This is a genomic window from Pseudomonas fluorescens group sp., from assembly GCF_020093335.1.
GTDB classification, from domain to species: domain Bacteria; phylum Pseudomonadota; class Gammaproteobacteria; order Pseudomonadales; family Pseudomonadaceae; genus Aquipseudomonas; species Aquipseudomonas petroselini.
Genome location: NZ_JAIOKW010000003.1, coordinates 87011 through 102087, shown reverse-complemented (window position 1 = coordinate 102087; position 15077 = coordinate 87011). Strand labels below are relative to the sequence as shown.

Sequence of the window (15077 nt, the reverse complement as noted above, 5' to 3'; positions counted from 1 at the left end):
CCCTCTGGACCGCAGTGTGGGGGGGAGAACGGATTACCCGATGTGCTTGCTCAGTGACCGTTCCAGTCGTTTGAGCGCGCGCCTGACGACTTCGACGATGACCAGGTACAGCACCGCCGCCCAGAGGTAGATCTGGAAATCGAAGGTGCGTGAGAAGGCCAGTTTGGTAACGCCCATCAGGTCATAAATAGTGACCAGCGAAGCGATGGAACTGGCCTTGATCATCAGGACCAGTTCGTTACCCAGCGGACCGATGGCGACCAGCAGCGATTGCGGCAGGATGACTTTTCTCAAGGTGGTCCAGCGAGACAGACCCAGGGTTTGCGAGGCTTCGCGCTGGCCCGGTGCGATGGCGGTCAGGGCACCGCGCATGATCTCGGCTTGATAGGCCGCCGTGTTCAGGGTGAAGGCCAGCAGGGTGCAGAGCCAGGCATCCCGGAAGAACCACCAGAGACCGACCTCTTGCCAGAAGCCTTTGAAAGACCCCAGGCCGTAATACAGCATGAACAGTTGGACCAGCAGCGGCGAACCGCGAAAGAAGTACACATAGACGCCAGTGAAGCCGCGCACCCAGCGATAGGTCGACAAGCGGCCCAAGGCAATCAGTAGACCCAGTAATGCCCCGAGGCTGAAAGAAATCGCCACCAGTTTGCCGGTTACCAGCAAGCCGTCGATAAAGCGTGGGGCGTAACGTTCAAGCAACGCCACGTTGAGCAGCGCGCTCAACAGATTCTCGATGTTCATGGCTTGGCACTCTGTTGGTGGCGGCTGAAACAGCGTTCGAGCACATGGAACACGCGGCCGGACAACGCCGAGAAAAACAGATAGCCCAAGCAGGCCACGGTGTAGAACAGCATGGGTTCTTTGGTCACGCTGACCGCCAGGCTGGTCTGGCGCATCAGGTCGACCAGGGAGATAGTCGAAACCAGCGAGGTGTCCTTGAGTAGTGACAACCAGTTGTTCGACAGGCCGGGCAAGGCGATGCGTGTCAGTTGTGGCAGGACCACCCTGCGAAAGGTCGTGCCTTTGGACAAGCCCAGCATGGCGGCCGCCTCCAGCTGACCCTTGGGCAGTGTCTTGAGGGCGCTTAACCAGATCTCGCTGGAAAACGCGGCAAACACCAGGCTGAAGGCAATCATGGCCGCGACGAAAGTGTTAATGGCTACCTCGCCCTGGTAACCCATGGCGGCAAATAGCTTTCGTGCGGCGATCTGGCAGCCGTAATAAATGATCAGCAGGGTCAGTAGTTCGGGCAGTCCACGGAATACCGTGGAAAATGCCGTGGCTCCAGTCCGCAACCAGCGCCGTCTGGACCGCGCAGCCAGCGCTACTGCCAGGCCCAGCGGCAAACCGAGCGGCACGCAGGCGAGGGCCAGGGCGATCGTGACCAACGCACCTGCGAGCAGCGCCGAGCCCCAGCCATCGCTGGCAAAAGATAACAATGACAGTTGTTCGAGCATGCCAGAACCCTCTCGCGAAATTTGACCTGCACGGGCGTGCGGTGCTCTAGATCAGCACGGCGCCGCAGTGCCGGAGGAGCGTCCCGGGCCAGTGCCCGGGCCCCGAAGGTCAATAGATATCGAAGGCGAAGTAGCGGCTGGCGATCTTTTTGTAAGTGCCATCGGCGACGATTTCGTCCAGCGCCCGGTTCAGCCGCTCGCGCAACGCGACGTCTTCCTGGCGTACCGCAATGGCCGCATCGGTGTTGGTGCCGTAAATGTCCCCGAGGACCTTGCAGCAGTCTTTGCCGGCACTTTCTACCCATGCCAGCAGCGGGTATTTGTCGGCGATGACGCCGTCCAGGCGCCCGGCCGCCAGGTCGCTGGCGGCTTCGTCCTGGGAGGGATAGAGCTTCACCGTGGCGCCGGCCGCGCCATAGCGTTCTTCGGCGTAGATGGCTTGTGTCGAATAAGACTGGGCGCCCACCGTCAGGCCTTTAAAGTCGGTCTGGGCATCGCGGATGCCTGAGTCGTTGGCCACGGCGACCGACAACGGTGTGCGGTAATAGCGGTTAGTGAAGGCGATTTTCTTTTTGCGCTCTTCGGTGACATTCATCGAGGCCACTATGGCGTCGTATTTTTTCGCCAGCAGCGCGGGAATCATGCCCTCCCAGTCCTGAGTGACAAAGGTGCACGTGACCTTCATTCGCTCACACAGGGCGTTGGCAATGTCGATATCGAAGCCGTGCAGTGTGTTGGTGGAGTCCACGTAATTGAACGGTGGATAAGCCCCTTCGCTGGCAATGCGCAGTGTTTCAGCGTGTGCCGCACCCGTGACGGTGCAGAGCAGCCAGAGGGATGCTGTGGAAATCGTACTAAGCGGCTTTTTCATTTGAATACCTACCTTATTGTTATTGTTTATTCAGGTGTTGATTCGGTACCTAGGAGGGGGTGACGTTGTCCGCATCGCCAGGCGCCACGGCCCGGACCAACCCGACAGCCAGGGTGGCGATGGCAATGTCCTGGGCTGCAAGGCCGGTCAGGTCAGCGACGGTCACGTCGTCAGCGTTGATGCGCCCTGGGAGGCTGCCTGCCAACACGTGCCCCAGGGAGATGTCGGCAGTGTTGGTGACCAGCCCGGCGCGAAGGGCATGCCCCAGTTCACCGCGCTCGGCGCATTGGCGGTGGTCGTCGGTCATGATGACCTGGGCCATCGCCAGAATGTGCGGGTCAAGTTCCTGTTTGCCCTGGCTGTCCGCGCCCAGGGCGACGATATGGGTGCCAGGTTTTACGACGGACACCGGAACAATTGCCTGGGTTGACGGCGTGCAGGTGATGACGACATTGCAGTGCTCGAACACCTCCTCAACCGTGGCCAGCGCGTGAACCGACAAACCGTGATGCCCCAGTTTCTCTGCCAGCCGGGTGGCTTTGGCCGGGTCCCGCCCCCAGATAAACACCCGGTCGGTCCCCAGGAGGTGTGCGGCCCAGTGGGCCTGGTGTTCGGCCTGATGCCCGGTGCCGAGAATACCCAGCGCGGTGACCTGTGGCGGAGCGCCGGCCTTCGCCGCCAATGCCCCGGCGGCGGCTGTCCGCCAACTGGTCAACCAGCCTTCATCGTTGAGGATGGCGATGATCTTGCCGGTGTGTGAGCTGAAGACCAGCATCAACCCGTTATTGGTGTCCAACCCCTTGGACGGGTTCTCATAGAACCCCATGGCCAGTTTGACGACGAAGGTTTCCCCGCCCCGCAAATAGCCGAGCCTGATATGACAGTCCCCAGGAGGTTCCTGGAACAGCAGCTCGCCGGACTTGGCACTGATGACGTTGTGTTGGGCATGTTGCATACAGGCATCGCGCACCACGCGCAGCATGTCGTCGCGCTTCAGCACAGTGCGCAGGTCGGCAAGGTCATAGATGGGAAGCGTCATTACGTATTGCCCCGCAAACTGTCGGCACAGGATGTGTGACCTGGGGCAGAGATTAAGCGTATTTAGATGCTTTGTATAAGTTGTTATTAATGTCTAATTATTGCTGGGAAGCGATCTATTGATTGCCCCCGACTCAACGGTGCAGCACCCCCCAGAGCGCAATGACTGCCGGAACCCCCAGCCCCAGCCAACTCAGCGAATCCCACAGCCCATCCCCCAATAACGCCGCGAACAACCCTGCCGCCGTAAGCAGGCCTATCCCCAGCGGGAAGGCAAACACCTTCCAGAAGTTCGACTGGCGCGGCTTCATGGCTTGCCCGCCTTGCGCCGGACAACCCACAGGTAGACGCCGCTGCCCAGCACGACAATGGTCAGCACATCCAGCACCGCCCAGAGGACCTTCATCGGCATGCCGCCGTAGTCACCGAAATGCAGCGGCTGGGACATGCCCATGGCGTCCATGTACCAGGGCCGTTCGGCAATGGCGGTGACGGCCAGAGTGCTGGCGTCGATCAGCACCGGTGTGAGCAGGTGCGAGGTCAGGTGGGTGCTGCCCTTCATGAACACGGCGTAATGGTGCTCACTGGAAAAGCGCGTGCCGGGGAAGGCGATGAAGTCCGGCTCCATGCCGGGCGCGGCTTTGGCGGCGATGTTCAGCAGCTCGGTGGCCGGTGCGCGCTGGGTCAGTGGCGGGGCGTTTTTGTAGGGCTCGATCATTGCGCTGAGACTGTCCTGGCGCCAGGCAGCGATGATCAGGTCGGCGCAGGCGCTGATCACGCCGGTCACGCCCACCACCAGCGCCCACGTCAGGGTGACCACGCCGATCAGGTTATGCAGGTCGAGCCAGCGCAGGCGGGTGGATTTGTCCCGGCGCACGGTGGCGAACTTCAAGCGGCGCATGAACGGCAGGTAAAGCACCGTGCCCGAGATGATCGCTACGACAAACAGCACCCCCATGAACGCCAGCAACCACTTGCCCGGCAGACCGGCGAACATATCCACATGCAGGCGCAGCAGGAACAAGGTGAAGCCGCCGTTGGCCGCCGGGGTTTCCAGCGCGTCGCCGGTGCGCGCGTCGAGCATGAAGGTGTGTGACGAGTTGGGCTCAGTGCCTGCGGTGGCCGCCATGATCGCGATCACGCCGTTCTTGTCATCTTCGTCCCAGGCCAGGTACTGCATGGCTTCGCCGGGCCGATGCGCCTGCGCCTTGGCCACCAGCTGTTCCAGGTTGAGCTGCGGCGTGTCGGCAGGCATCTGCGCCAGTTCCGGCTCGTTGCCCAGCAGGTGGTCGATCTCGTGGTGAAACACCAGCGGCAGGCCGGTGAGGGCGAGCAGCAGCAGGAAGACCGTGCAAATCAGGCTGGTCCAGGTGTGGATGAAGGACCAGCGGCGGATGGTTTTGCTTTTCATTTTTTCAACCTTCAGACACACCAAAGCCGCCCACTGGGGCGGCCTGGTGGTTAACTCAGCCGATTACCACTGGTAGGTAGCGCTGGCGACGACGCTGCGTTGGTCGCCGAAGTAGCAGTAGTTACCATCACAGGTGGACAGGTAGTCCTTATTGAACAGGTTGGTGGCGTTCAACTTCACCGATGCACCTTTCAGGCTGTTGTCCAGGCGACTCAGGTCGTAGTGCACTGCACCATCGAACACGGTGTAGGCATTGGCCTTGCCCAGCCAGGTGTTGGCCTGATCGCCGTAGGTATTACCGGTGTAGCGGGCACCGAAGCCGATACCGAAACCGTCGAGCGGGCCGGTGTGCCAGGTGTAGTCGGTCCACAGCGAGGCTTGCTGGTTGGGCATGAGTTGCAGGCGGTTGCCTTTGTATTGGCCTTTTTGCACTTCGGATTTGGCCAGCGTGTAGGCGGCGATCACCTTGAGGTTTTCGGTTACGTCAGACACCGCCTCCAGTTCCAGGCCCTTGACCTTCACTTCGCCGGTCTGGTCGGTGATGGAGACACCACCTGACTGGAAGCTGGTAACCAGCACATTTTTCTGGGTCAGGTCGTAAACCGCAGCGCTCAACAAGGTGTTGGAACCGGGCGGCTGGTACTTGACCCCCAGTTCCCATTGCTTGCCTTCGGTGGGTTTGTACGATTCGGTTGGCGAGACGCTGGCGTTGCTCGCTGGCTGGAAGGATTCGGCGTAGGACAGGTACGGCACGAAGCCCGAGTCGAACACATAGCTCAACGCCGCGTTGCCGCTGAAATTCTTGCTGCGGTCAGTGTTGGTTGCGTCGCTTTGGTTGAAGTAGGTGGTGCCTTGGTGCACCCAGTCTTCACGACCGCCCAAGGTCAGGCGCCATTTGTCCAAGGCCATCTGGTCTTGTACGTAAAGGCCGGTTTGTACGGTTTTCTGGTTGTAGTCGTAAAAAGGTCGGACAGTGGTCGGGCGCACCGTCGGCTGGGTGTTGATCGGGTTGAAAATGTTGGTATCCGACGCTGTACCGAAAATTGCGCGGTAGGACGTATCGGTGCGCTGGTGATCAAGGCCAAGCAGCAAGGTGTGGGTGATATCGCCGGTAGCAAAATCCGCCTGGAAGTTGTTGTCTACCGCGAACTGTCCGATGTTCTCGTCAACGTTGGTCGTCGAACGGCTGATATCGCCCGCTGCATTAGCGGGAGAGAAGGCATAGGAACCCACAGTCAACTGCTGGAACGACAATTCCGACTTGGTATAGCGCAGGTTTTGCTTGAACTGCCAGGTGTCATTGAAGCGGTGTTCGAAGGCGTAGCCCAGCGCGTAGTAGGTGCGGTCGTAGTACTCGTAGTCTGGATCGCCCAGGTTCTTGTGGTGGGAAACCTCGCCCAACGGTGATTTGATCTTGGTGCCCTGGATCGGCAGGAACTGGCTGGTGGTACCCGTATCGTCGCGGGTGAATTGCGAGAGCAGCGTCAGTTTGGTGTCGGTGTCAATGTTCCACGTCAGGCTCGGCGCAATGTTGTAGCGCTTGTTGTCGATATGGTCGACCTGGGTCCCTGCATCGCGCACTACGCCGCTGAGGCCATAAAGGAACTGGCCTTCATCGTCGATCTTGCCGGTACTTGCGAAGTTGATCTGGCGGTAGTTGTCGCTGCCGTACTGCACTTGGATGGCATGGCTGGATTCTTCGCTGGGGCGTCGGCTGACCATATCCAGCAGGCCGCCCGGAGGGGTCTGGCCGTAGACCGACGAAGCCGGGCCGCGCAGCAGGGCGAGGCGGTCGAGGTTCCAGGTTTCGGCTTTCGGGTTGGCATACACACCGCGCGGCAGTGGCAGGCCGTCGAGGAACTGGGTCGGCTCGAAGCCGCGCACACGCATCCAGTCATAACGGGTGTCGCTGCCGTAGCTGGCAGACACGATGCCGGGCATGTATTTGACCGCGTCATCCAGGTTCTGGACGTTGCGGTCCTGCATCTGCTCACGGGTGGCGACGGAAATCGAGCGCGGTGCCTCGACGAGCGCGGTGTCGGTCTTGGTGCCTGCGGCGGTGCGCTTGGCCAGGTAGCCGTCTACCGGACCCCAGGCGCTTTCATAACTGTCCTGGCCGGTGATATTGGTGGTGGGCAACGCCACGGCCCCCTCCGGCACAGCCACCAAGGTATAAGTCTCCGCACTGCTTTGCTCCAACTGCAAACCCGTCCCACGCAGCGCCTCACGCAGCGCTCCCGGCGCATCGAACTGGCCCTGGACCGGCGCCGAGGTCTTGCCCGACGCCAGCGCCGGGCTGAGGGTCAGCGCGAGGCCGCCCTGGCTGGCGATCTGGTTCAGGGTGCTGGCCAGTGGCGCCGCCGGCAGGTTGTAGGCGCGCACGCTGGAAGCCTGTTCGGCGGCGACCAGCGCGGTGCTGGCCAGCGGGGCGCTGAGGGCAATGGCCACGGCTAACAGGCTGGGGCGCAACAAGGTGTCTAGCGTGCGGGACATACGGCGGCTCCTGAATGGAAATATTTCTCAATTGCCTAGGTGCCGAACGAGAAGTGAAAAGTGATAGGGGGGGATGGAAATATTTTTTGTCTGGGGTATTTGAGGGGGTTGGCAGGGCATCGTCGCGAGCAAGCGATAGCCAAGGCACCGCCAAACCTAAGGCTTACGGGTAACCGTCACCCACCACGGTGTGTGCTGCTCGATCTGCACCGGCAGCGTCGGTAGCAGCGCGTTGAGCGCCAAGGTGGTGTCGTGCAGCGGGAAGCTGCCGGTGATGCGCAGGTCGGCAACGTTTTTATCCACGCCCAGGTAACCGGTGCGGTAGCGGCTCAGCTCCTCGACCACATCGCCCAGGCGAGCGTTGTCCACAACCAGCATGCCGCGTGTCCAGGCGTCGGTGGCCGGGGTGACGGCAAGCGTAGGGCCGAGACCGTCGCTGCGCATCAGCACTTGCTGGCCTTCCTTGAAAATCTGTTCCCGGTGCAGGGCTTCGGGCTGAGCGGCCACCGCCGACTGCAGCACGCTCAAGCGCGTGGCGTCGTCTTCGCGCTTGACGATAAACCGCGTGCCCAGTGCCCGCAGGCTGCCGTCGCGAGTTTGCACATAGAACGGGCGTGCGTCGTGGTGGCCGGTCTCGACCAGGATTTCGCCTTCCTGCAACACGATCAGTCGGCGTTTTTCATCAAAACGCACGTCGATAGCGCTGTGGGTATTGAGGTTGATCAGCGTGCCGTCCGCCAGTTTCAGCGTGCGCTGCTCGCCGGTGGCGGTACGTTGGTCAGCCAGCCAATAGTGGATCGGCACATAACGCTCACCGGCAAACAACGCCAGGCCAATTACCACGGCGATACTCGCCAGACCACTGCCCAACTTGCGCACACGTTGGCGAATGCCCTCACGCGATTGCAACAACGCCGCCCGCGCCGGGCCCGAGGCCGCACTGAAACGCTGGTCGAGCATGCCCAACTGCCGCCAGGCGCGGGCGTGCTCTTCATCGCTGGCCAGCCATTTGTCGAATTCTTCGCGCTCCACCACGCTGCCGTCGCCCGAATCGAGGGACAGTTGCCAGGCAATCGCCGCATCCAGCACACGGGCCGAGACCGGCTTGGAACTGATCACGGTCACTGCGGCTCGCCATACAGCGCGATGTAGCACTGGCGAATGCCCTGAGCCAGGTATTGGCGCACGCGCGGTACTGACACGCCGAGGCGTTGGGCGATGTCTGCGTGGCCCATGCCGTCGAGGCGGTTGTAGAGAAAGGCTGCGCGGGCCTTGCTCGACAATTTGCCGAGCAGGCGGTCGATGGCCTTGAGGTCTTCGAGGATCAGTTGCTGGGCTTCCGGCGAAGGGTGTTCGCTTTCGGGGATCAGCATCAGTTCGGTGAGGTAGGCCTGTTCCAGGGCAGCGCGACGGAAATAATCGAACAGCAGGCCCTTGGCGATCGCGATGAGAAACGCGCGGGGCTCGCGGGGTTCGCGTAACTCGTCACGGCCAAGCAGGCGCATGAAGGTGTCCTGGCTCAGGTCCTCGGCGCGGCTAGGACAGGCCACATTGCGTCGCAGCCACGCCAACAGCCAGCCACGATGGTCGCGATACAACGCGCCAACAAGCTCACTGTGTGGGTTCTGGATTGACGACAAGGCAGCACCTGGCAAACGCGATGTTTAAACTAACGAGAATTATTCGCGATTGTGTCAGAGCCGTGGGGTGGGCGCAATTGGCGTCTGTCGGTTTGAAGGGGGACGCTTTTGGGGTGAGTGGGCTTGCCCCGCGCTGGGCTGCGTAGCGGCCCCAAAACCTGATTTAACGGTTTGCCGGGCAGAACGCGGTGTTTTTATTGGGGTGGCTGCGCCACCCAGCGCGGGGCAAGCCCGCTCACTACGAGGATCAGCGGTGTTAGAAAGAGGGTGCGTGTTGGCGCCGTTTCCATTGGCTCAAACGCTCTTGCAACGCCTGAGGCGTGTCGATGTGTTGCGCACGCGCGCGGCTGAACAGGATGAGCATCAGCTCGGCCGTGGCCAGGGCATCGGCGCTGGCGTGATGGCGTTCGCCCACGTGCAGGTTGAAGTGGTTGATCCAGTCGTCCAGCCCCGCTTCGCGGATATGGGCTTGCGGGCATAGCAGCGGGGCGATGTCGGCCACATCCAGAAACGGATGGGCCAGGCGGTAACCCAGGCTGTCCTTGAGCGCCCGGCACAGCATGTGTTGATCGAACGGCGCATGGAAGGCCAGCAACGGGCTGTCGCCGACGAACGCCATGAAGTCCAGCAGGGCTTCAACCGGATCGCTGCCGGCGGCGATCGCACTGGGGCCGAGGCCGTGGATTAATACGCTGGGGCTGAGTTTTGTCTCGGCGCGTTGCAGTGTGCGTTCGAACAGCTGGGAGAAGTCCACCGCGCCGTCCTCGATCACCACCGCGCCGATGGACAGCACTTGGTCACGGTTGAGGTTCAGGCCGCTGGTTTCCAGGTCCAGCACGACCCAGCGTTGGCTGCGCAATGAGCCGTCGCCCAATGCTGCAGGCTTGGGCAATTGCTCCAGTCGTCGTTGTTGCGCCGCGTCGAGCCCTGGTTTTTTCTTACGCAGCCAGCCGAACAAACTCACAGCTGATACCGCAATGTCAGGCTGCTTTGCAGGCGCTGAGCCTGGCGCAGGGATTCGCGCAGGATGCGCCGATCCAGGTGGTTGAGGCTCTCCGGGTCGACACGGTTGGAGTAGGGCTGGTTCTCACGAGTCTGCAACTGATGCTGTTGCATGCGGGTTTGCTGAATAAAGTGGTAAGCCTCTTCATAGGCCGCGCCGTCCAGGGGCTCGATCACTGCCTTGACCACCAGCTGGCGCAGGCGTTCCAGGGTGTTGTTGGCGTGGATACCGTTAGCCAGGGCCAGCAAGCGCGCGCCGTCGACAAAGGGCGTGAGGCCCTGCACCTTGAGGTCGAGGGTGGCTTTCTCGCCGCCTTTACGGGTCAGCACAAATTCGCGGAAACGTCCGACGGGCGGCCGCTGGCGCAACGCGTTCTCGGCCAGCATGCGTTGGAACAATCGGTTATCCGCGACCTGATCCAGGATGCCTTGGCGCAGTTGCTCGCAGCCACGTTCATCGCCCCACACCACGCGCAGGTCGAAATAGATGCTGGAGCCCAACAGATTCTCCGGCGTCGCCTCTCGGATAAACGCCGCGAAACGCCGCGCCCATTCGGCCCGCGACAAACACAGCTCGGGGTTGCCGGCCATGATGTTGCCCTTGCACAGGCTGAACCCGCACAGCGCCAGGCTCTGGTTGATCTGCTGCGCGAGCGGCAGCAAACGCCCACGAATCTCGGCCGCTTCGGCGGCGTCCCTGGCGTCAAACAGGATGCCGTTGTCCTGGTCGGTGTACAGCGTCTGTTCACGACGGCCTTCGCTGCCAAAACACAACCAACTGAATGGAACGCCGGGGTCGCCTTTTTCGGCGAGCGTCAGCTCAATCACCCGGCACACGGTGTGATCGTTGAGCAGCGTAATGATGTGGGTGATCTGGGTGGACGATGCGCCATGGGCCAGCATGCGCTCCACCAACTGGCCGATCTCACCGCGAATCGCCACCAAATTATCCACACGCGGCGCGTTGCGGATAGTACGGGCCAGGTGCACCAGGTCCACGCGTTGCAGGGAAAACAGGTCGCGCTCGGACACCACGCCGCACAGGCGCTGGTCCTTGACCAGGCACACATGGGCGATATGCCGTTCGGTCATGGCGATCGCGGCGTCGAAGGCGCTGTGGTCCGGGGTCAAGAAGAAGGGCGCCTGGGTCATATGGCCGTCGATGGCCTGACTGAAGTCGCTGGCGCCATCGGCCACCACCTGGCGCAGGTCACGCAAGGTGAAAATTCCCAGGGGGGCTTTGTGCTCATCGACGATCACGATGCTGCCCACCTGCTGCTCATGCATCAGCGTCACCGCGTCGCGCAGGGGTGTGCTTGGGCTGCACGTGACCGGATGGCGCATGGCCAATTCGCCGAGGCGGGTGTTCAAGGAGTATTGAGTGCCGAGGGTTTCCACGGCTTTTTGCTGAACCTGCTGATTGACCTGGTCCAACAGGCTGCTGACGCCACGCAGGGCAAAGTCGCGAAACGGGCTGGACAGCGCGAAAAGCTTGATAAACGCCGGTTTGTTCAGCTGCAGGCAGAAGGTGTCTTCGGCGGCCTTGTGCTCGGTGCGGGTCGCCCGCTCACCCAGGAGTGCGGCCAGCGGGAAGCATTCGCCGGTGGTGATTTCGAAGGTGGTTTCAGCGGTTTCTTGATTGGCCACGGGCCGCTCACCGACGACCCGGCCCTGCTTGACGATGTAAAAGTGTTCAACCGGCCCGCCCGACGGTTTGAGGATGCTCTCACCGGGGCCATAGAAGCGTAACTGGCACTGTTCCACCAAAAATGCCAGGTGGGCGTTTTCCATCTGGTTGAAGGGCGGGAAGCGTTGCAGGAACTGCAGGGTGCCGTGAATGTTCTGCAACACAGCAGTTTTCCCCGCTTGGGCGAAAGCATCAGCTTTACTCATAACAGTGACCGCAATTTTTTTGTCGTTATCGTCCTTCATGGTCGACCCCTGCGCGGCGGGTGCCCATTGGACGTAAGTCTAGGTCGCTGAAAATGCCGCAGAACTAGGGAAAAACCTTACATGACTATCGTCCAAACCCCGTAGAACACCCACTAGGCAAACTTTCCGACGAAGTGCACATTGATCGCCCTCCCGCAGATGTCTGACGAGTGTGCTGGGAGATTGATGAGAATTGCTGAGAACCGTATGTCCGATCACGATATTTTGAGCGATGCCGAGCGCGAGGCGCTGAGCGCCGTGATGCTGGAGCCTGATTTACCGCCACAACGCGTATTGATTGTTGACGACGACAAGGATGCGCGTGAACTGCTGGCGGAGATCCTGGGGCTGGACGGTATTCGCTGCATGACCGCTGAAAATGGTGAGGCGGCGTGGGATTTGTTGAAGTCCAGCAGCTCTATCGGTTTGCTGATCACCGACCTGCGCATGGCGCCCAGCAATGGCTTGGAACTGATCCGCCAGGTGCGTGAATCCCCGCGTGCGGCGTTGCCGATCATCATCATGTCGGGGGACGCGGAAGCGCCGGATGTGATCGATGCGATGCATTTGAGCGTGGTGGACTTTCTGCTCAAGCCGATTGATAGCGCGAAGTTGGCGAAGATGGTCAAGCGAGAGTTGGGGATGGCGTCCTGATTCTGCGGTGTATATAGCGGCCTCATCGGGGGCAAGCCCCCTCCCACATGTTTGCTGCGCCGCCTATTAGTTGTGGGAGGGGGCTTGCCCCCGATAGCGCCAGTTCAGCCACCACAACCCCAAAGAAAAAGCCCCGATCTCTCGATCAGGGCTTTTTCATTTACAGGCCGTTTTTAGCCTTGAACTCCCGACGCCGACGGTGCAACACCGGCTCGGTATACCCGTTAGGCTGCTGGGTACCTTCAATCACCAACTCCACCGCTGCCTGGAACGCGATGTTGCTGTCAAAATCCGGTGCCAGCGGGCGATACAGCGGGTCCCCGGCATTCTGACGGTCCACCACCGGCGCCATGCGCTTGAGGCTTTCCATGACCTGGGCTTCGTTGACGATGCCGTGGCGCAGCCAGTTGGCGATGTGCTGGCTGGAAATGCGCAGGGTGGCGCGGTCTTCCATCAGGCCGACGTCGTTGATGTCCGGTACTTTCGAACAGCCGACGCCCTGGTCGATCCAGCGTACGACATAGCCGAGGATGCCCTGGGCGTTGTTGTCCAGCTCGTTGCGGATCTCTTCGTCGGACCAATCGGTGTTGCTGGCCAGAGGAATGGTCAGGATGTCGTCCACCGAGGCGCGCTCGCGCTTGGCCAGTTCGGCCTGACGGGCGAATACATCAACCTTGTGGTAATGCAACGCGTGCAGTGCGGCGGCGGTTGGTGACGGTACCCAGGCGGTGTTGGCACCGGCCAATGGGTGGGCGATTTTCTGCTCGAGCATCGCCGCCATCAGGTCGGGCATGGCCCACATGCCTTTACCGATTTGCGCACGACCTTGCAGGCCAGTGCTCAAGCCGATATCAACGTTCCAGTTCTCATACGCACCGATCCATTTTTCCGCCTTCATGGCGGCCTTGCGCACCATCGCGCCGGCTTCCATGGAGGTGTGGATCTCGTCGCCCGTACGGTCAAGGAAACCGGTGTTGATAAACACCACGCGCTCGCTGGCGGCCTTGATGCAGGCCTTGAGGTTGACCGTGGTGCGGCGCTCCTCGTCCATGATCCCGACTTTGAGGGTGTTGCGCGGCAGGTTCAGCACGTCTTCGATACGGCCGAACAGCTCGTTGGTGAACGCCGCTTCTTCCGGGCCGTGCATCTTCGGTTTAACGATGTACACAGAACCGGTGCGGCTGTTCTTGCGGCTGCTGTTGCCGTTCAGGCTATGGATCGCGGCCAGGCTGGTGAGCAGGCCGTCGAGGATGCCTTCGGGGACTTCGTTGCCGTCTTTGTCGAGGATCGCGTCAATGGTCATCAGATGACCCACGTTGCGCACGAACAGCAGCGAACGGCCATGCAGCGTCACGTCCTGGCCATCCACGCCGGTATAAACGCGGTCGGCGTTCATGGTGCGGGTGAAGGTCTTGCCACCCTTGGCCACTTCTTCGGCCAAGTCGCCCTTCATCAGGCCGAGCCAATTGCGGTAGATCACCACTTTGTCATCGGCATCCACGGCGGCGACGGAGTCTTCGCAGTCCATGATGGTGGTCAGCGCGGCTTCCATCAGCACGTCTTTGACGCCGGCTGCGTCGGTCTGGCCGACCGGGGTGCTGGCGTCGATCTGGATTTCGAAGTGCAGGCCGTTGTGTTTCAACAGGATTGCAATCGGCTCGGCCGCAGGGCCTTGGAAACCGATCAACTGCGCATCGTCGCGCAGGCCGCTGTTACTGCCGCCTTTGAGGCTGACAATCAGCGTGCCATCGACGATCTTGTAGCCGGTCGACTCAGCGTGGCTGCCGGCGCTCAGTGGTGCGGCTTCATCGAGGAAGGCGCGGGCGAAGGCGATCACCTTGTCGCCCCGCACCTTGTTGTAGCCCTTGCCCTTTTCGGCGCCGCCGGCTTCGCTGATGGCGTCGGTGCCATACAGCGCGTCATACAGTGAACCCCAGCGCGCATTCGAGGCGTTGAGGGCGAAGCGGGCGTTCATCACCGGCACCACCAGCTGAGGGCCGGCCATGCGGGCGATTTCGTCATCGACGTTTTGGGTCGTGGCCTGGAAGTCTGCGGCTTCTGGCAGCAGGTATCCGATGTCTTGCAGGAAGGCCTTGTAGGCCACCGGGTCGTGCGCTTTACCGGCGTGAGTCTGGTGCCAGGTATCGATCCGCGCCTGGAAATCGTCGCGCTTGGCGAGTAGGGCTTTGTTCTTCGGTGCCAGGTCGTGGATGACCTTGTCGGCACCGGCCCAGAACTGGTCGGCAGTGATGCCGGTACCGGGAATGGCTTCGTTGTTCACGAAGTCGAACAGGACTTTGGCGACCTGCAGGCCACCGACTTGAACGTGTTCAGTCATTGCTTGCCTCACTCTGCGGAGCTTATGCGCTTTTTCAGATTTCATTATGTAGTGCACGGTTGGGCATACTACATGATGACTTGCGGTTGTGAAAATTAGACTAAATACGTCGATTAGCGACCCACTTTGGTCGTACGGTCACAGCGGAGAACCGGATGTTCTCAAAAAACTATTGGATTGTTCCAGATAAATATAAAAATGGTACACGATTTGTTATCAAGGGCCTTCGGGTCCACCT

The 15077-nt window shown here is 61.0% G+C and carries 13 protein-coding genes; 1 reads left to right on the top strand and 12 read right to left on the bottom strand.

What is annotated here, in order from left to right; genetic code table 11:
* Positions 1 to 33: 33 nt before the first annotated feature.
* From K7431_RS05065 to K7431_RS05015, 11 genes are all read right to left on the bottom strand, one after another.
* Positions 34 to 744: an ABC transporter permease gene (locus K7431_RS05065; protein ID WP_015886228.1), complete on the bottom strand. Its 711-nt coding sequence runs from the start codon at positions 742 to 744 to the stop codon at positions 34 to 36.
* Positions 741 to 1460, bottom strand: coding sequence for an ABC transporter permease (locus tag K7431_RS05060; RefSeq protein WP_015886227.1), 720 nt, complete (start codon positions 1458 to 1460; stop codon positions 741 to 743). Before K7431_RS05060 ends, K7431_RS05065 begins: the two co-directional genes overlap by 4 nt.
* Positions 1461 to 1569: 109 nt before the next feature.
* Entirely contained in the window at positions 1570 to 2331 is a 762-nt protein-coding gene (locus K7431_RS05055; RefSeq protein WP_015886226.1) for a transporter substrate-binding domain-containing protein, read from the bottom strand.
* Between the two features lie 49 nt (positions 2332 to 2380).
* Entirely contained in the window at positions 2381 to 3370 is a 990-nt protein-coding gene (locus tag K7431_RS05050; protein ID WP_015886225.1) for an NAD(P)-binding domain-containing protein, read from the bottom strand.
* Positions 3371 to 3503: 133 nt separating this feature from the next.
* On the bottom strand, positions 3504 to 3680 hold the full coding sequence (locus K7431_RS05045) for a hypothetical protein (protein WP_015886224.1): 177 nt from the start codon (positions 3678 to 3680) through the stop codon (positions 3504 to 3506).
* Positions 3677 to 4780: a PepSY-associated TM helix domain-containing protein gene (locus tag K7431_RS05040; RefSeq protein WP_015886223.1), complete on the bottom strand. Its 1104-nt coding sequence runs from the start codon at positions 4778 to 4780 to the stop codon at positions 3677 to 3679. Before K7431_RS05040 ends, K7431_RS05045 begins: the two co-directional genes overlap by 4 nt.
* A gap of 63 nt (positions 4781 to 4843) precedes the next feature.
* On the bottom strand, positions 4844 to 7273 hold the full coding sequence (locus K7431_RS05035) for a TonB-dependent siderophore receptor (RefSeq protein ID WP_015886222.1): 2430 nt from the start codon (positions 7271 to 7273) through the stop codon (positions 4844 to 4846).
* Positions 7274 to 7429: 156 nt separating this feature from the next.
* On the bottom strand, positions 7430 to 8398 hold the full coding sequence (locus tag K7431_RS05030; protein ID WP_043205999.1) for a FecR domain-containing protein: 969 nt from the start codon (positions 8396 to 8398) through the stop codon (positions 7430 to 7432).
* Positions 8395 to 8913, bottom strand: coding sequence for an RNA polymerase sigma factor (locus K7431_RS05025; protein WP_015886220.1), 519 nt, complete (start codon positions 8911 to 8913; stop codon positions 8395 to 8397). The genes K7431_RS05030 and K7431_RS05025 overlap by 4 nt, the downstream gene beginning before the upstream one ends.
* A 256-nt stretch (positions 8914 to 9169) precedes the next feature.
* Positions 9170 to 9877, bottom strand: coding sequence for a 3'-5' exonuclease (locus K7431_RS05020; protein ID WP_015886219.1), 708 nt, complete (start codon positions 9875 to 9877; stop codon positions 9170 to 9172).
* Positions 9874 to 11808 carry a putative nucleotidyltransferase substrate binding domain-containing protein gene (locus K7431_RS05015; RefSeq protein ID WP_015886218.1) on the bottom strand — a complete coding sequence of 645 codons (1935 nt, stop codon included), beginning with the start codon at positions 11806 to 11808 and terminating at the stop codon, positions 9874 to 9876. The genes K7431_RS05020 and K7431_RS05015 overlap by 4 nt, the downstream gene beginning before the upstream one ends.
* Positions 11809 to 12054: 246 nt before the next feature.
* On the opposite strand from K7431_RS05015, the gene K7431_RS05010 reads away from it, so the two are divergent.
* Positions 12055 to 12501, top strand: coding sequence for a response regulator (locus K7431_RS05010; RefSeq protein WP_043205997.1), 447 nt, complete (start codon positions 12055 to 12057; stop codon positions 12499 to 12501).
* Between the two features lie 160 nt (positions 12502 to 12661).
* Here the strand turns inward: K7431_RS05010 and K7431_RS05005 are convergent, their stop codons facing one another.
* Complete coding sequence (locus tag K7431_RS05005) at positions 12662 to 14839, bottom strand: malate synthase G (RefSeq protein ID WP_015886216.1); 2178 nt, start codon at positions 14837 to 14839, stop codon at positions 12662 to 12664.
* Positions 14840 to 15077 lie beyond the last annotated feature (238 nt).

Bases quoted from the DNA above. Each gene is read 5' to 3' on its own strand.
- K7431_RS05065 (WP_015886228.1), bottom strand. From the start codon at position 744: ATGAACATCGAGAATCTGTTGAGCGCGCTGCTCAACGTGGCGTTGCTT.
- K7431_RS05060 (WP_015886227.1), bottom strand. From the start codon at position 1,460: ATGCTCGAACAACTGTCATTGTTATCTTTTGCCAGCGATGGCTGGGGC.
- K7431_RS05055 (WP_015886226.1), bottom strand. From the start codon at position 2,331: ATGAAAAAGCCGCTTAGTACGATTTCCACAGCATCCCTCTGGCTGCTC.
- K7431_RS05050 (WP_015886225.1), bottom strand. From the start codon at position 3,370: ATGACGCTTCCCATCTATGACCTTGCCGACCTGCGCACTGTGCTGAAG.
- K7431_RS05045 (WP_015886224.1), bottom strand. From the start codon at position 3,680: ATGAAGCCGCGCCAGTCGAACTTCTGGAAGGTGTTTGCCTTCCCGCTG.
- K7431_RS05040 (WP_015886223.1), bottom strand. From the start codon at position 4,780: ATGAAAAGCAAAACCATCCGCCGCTGGTCCTTCATCCACACCTGGACC.
- K7431_RS05035 (WP_015886222.1), bottom strand. From the start codon at position 7,273: ATGTCCCGCACGCTAGACACCTTGTTGCGCCCCAGCCTGTTAGCCGTG.
- K7431_RS05015 (WP_015886218.1), bottom strand. From the start codon at position 11,808: ATGAGTAAAGCTGATGCTTTCGCCCAAGCGGGGAAAACTGCTGTGTTG.
- K7431_RS05010 (WP_043205997.1), top strand. From the start codon at position 12,055: ATGTCCGATCACGATATTTTGAGCGATGCCGAGCGCGAGGCGCTGAGC.
- K7431_RS05005 (WP_015886216.1), bottom strand. From the start codon at position 14,839: ATGACTGAACACGTTCAAGTCGGTGGCCTGCAGGTCGCCAAAGTCCTG.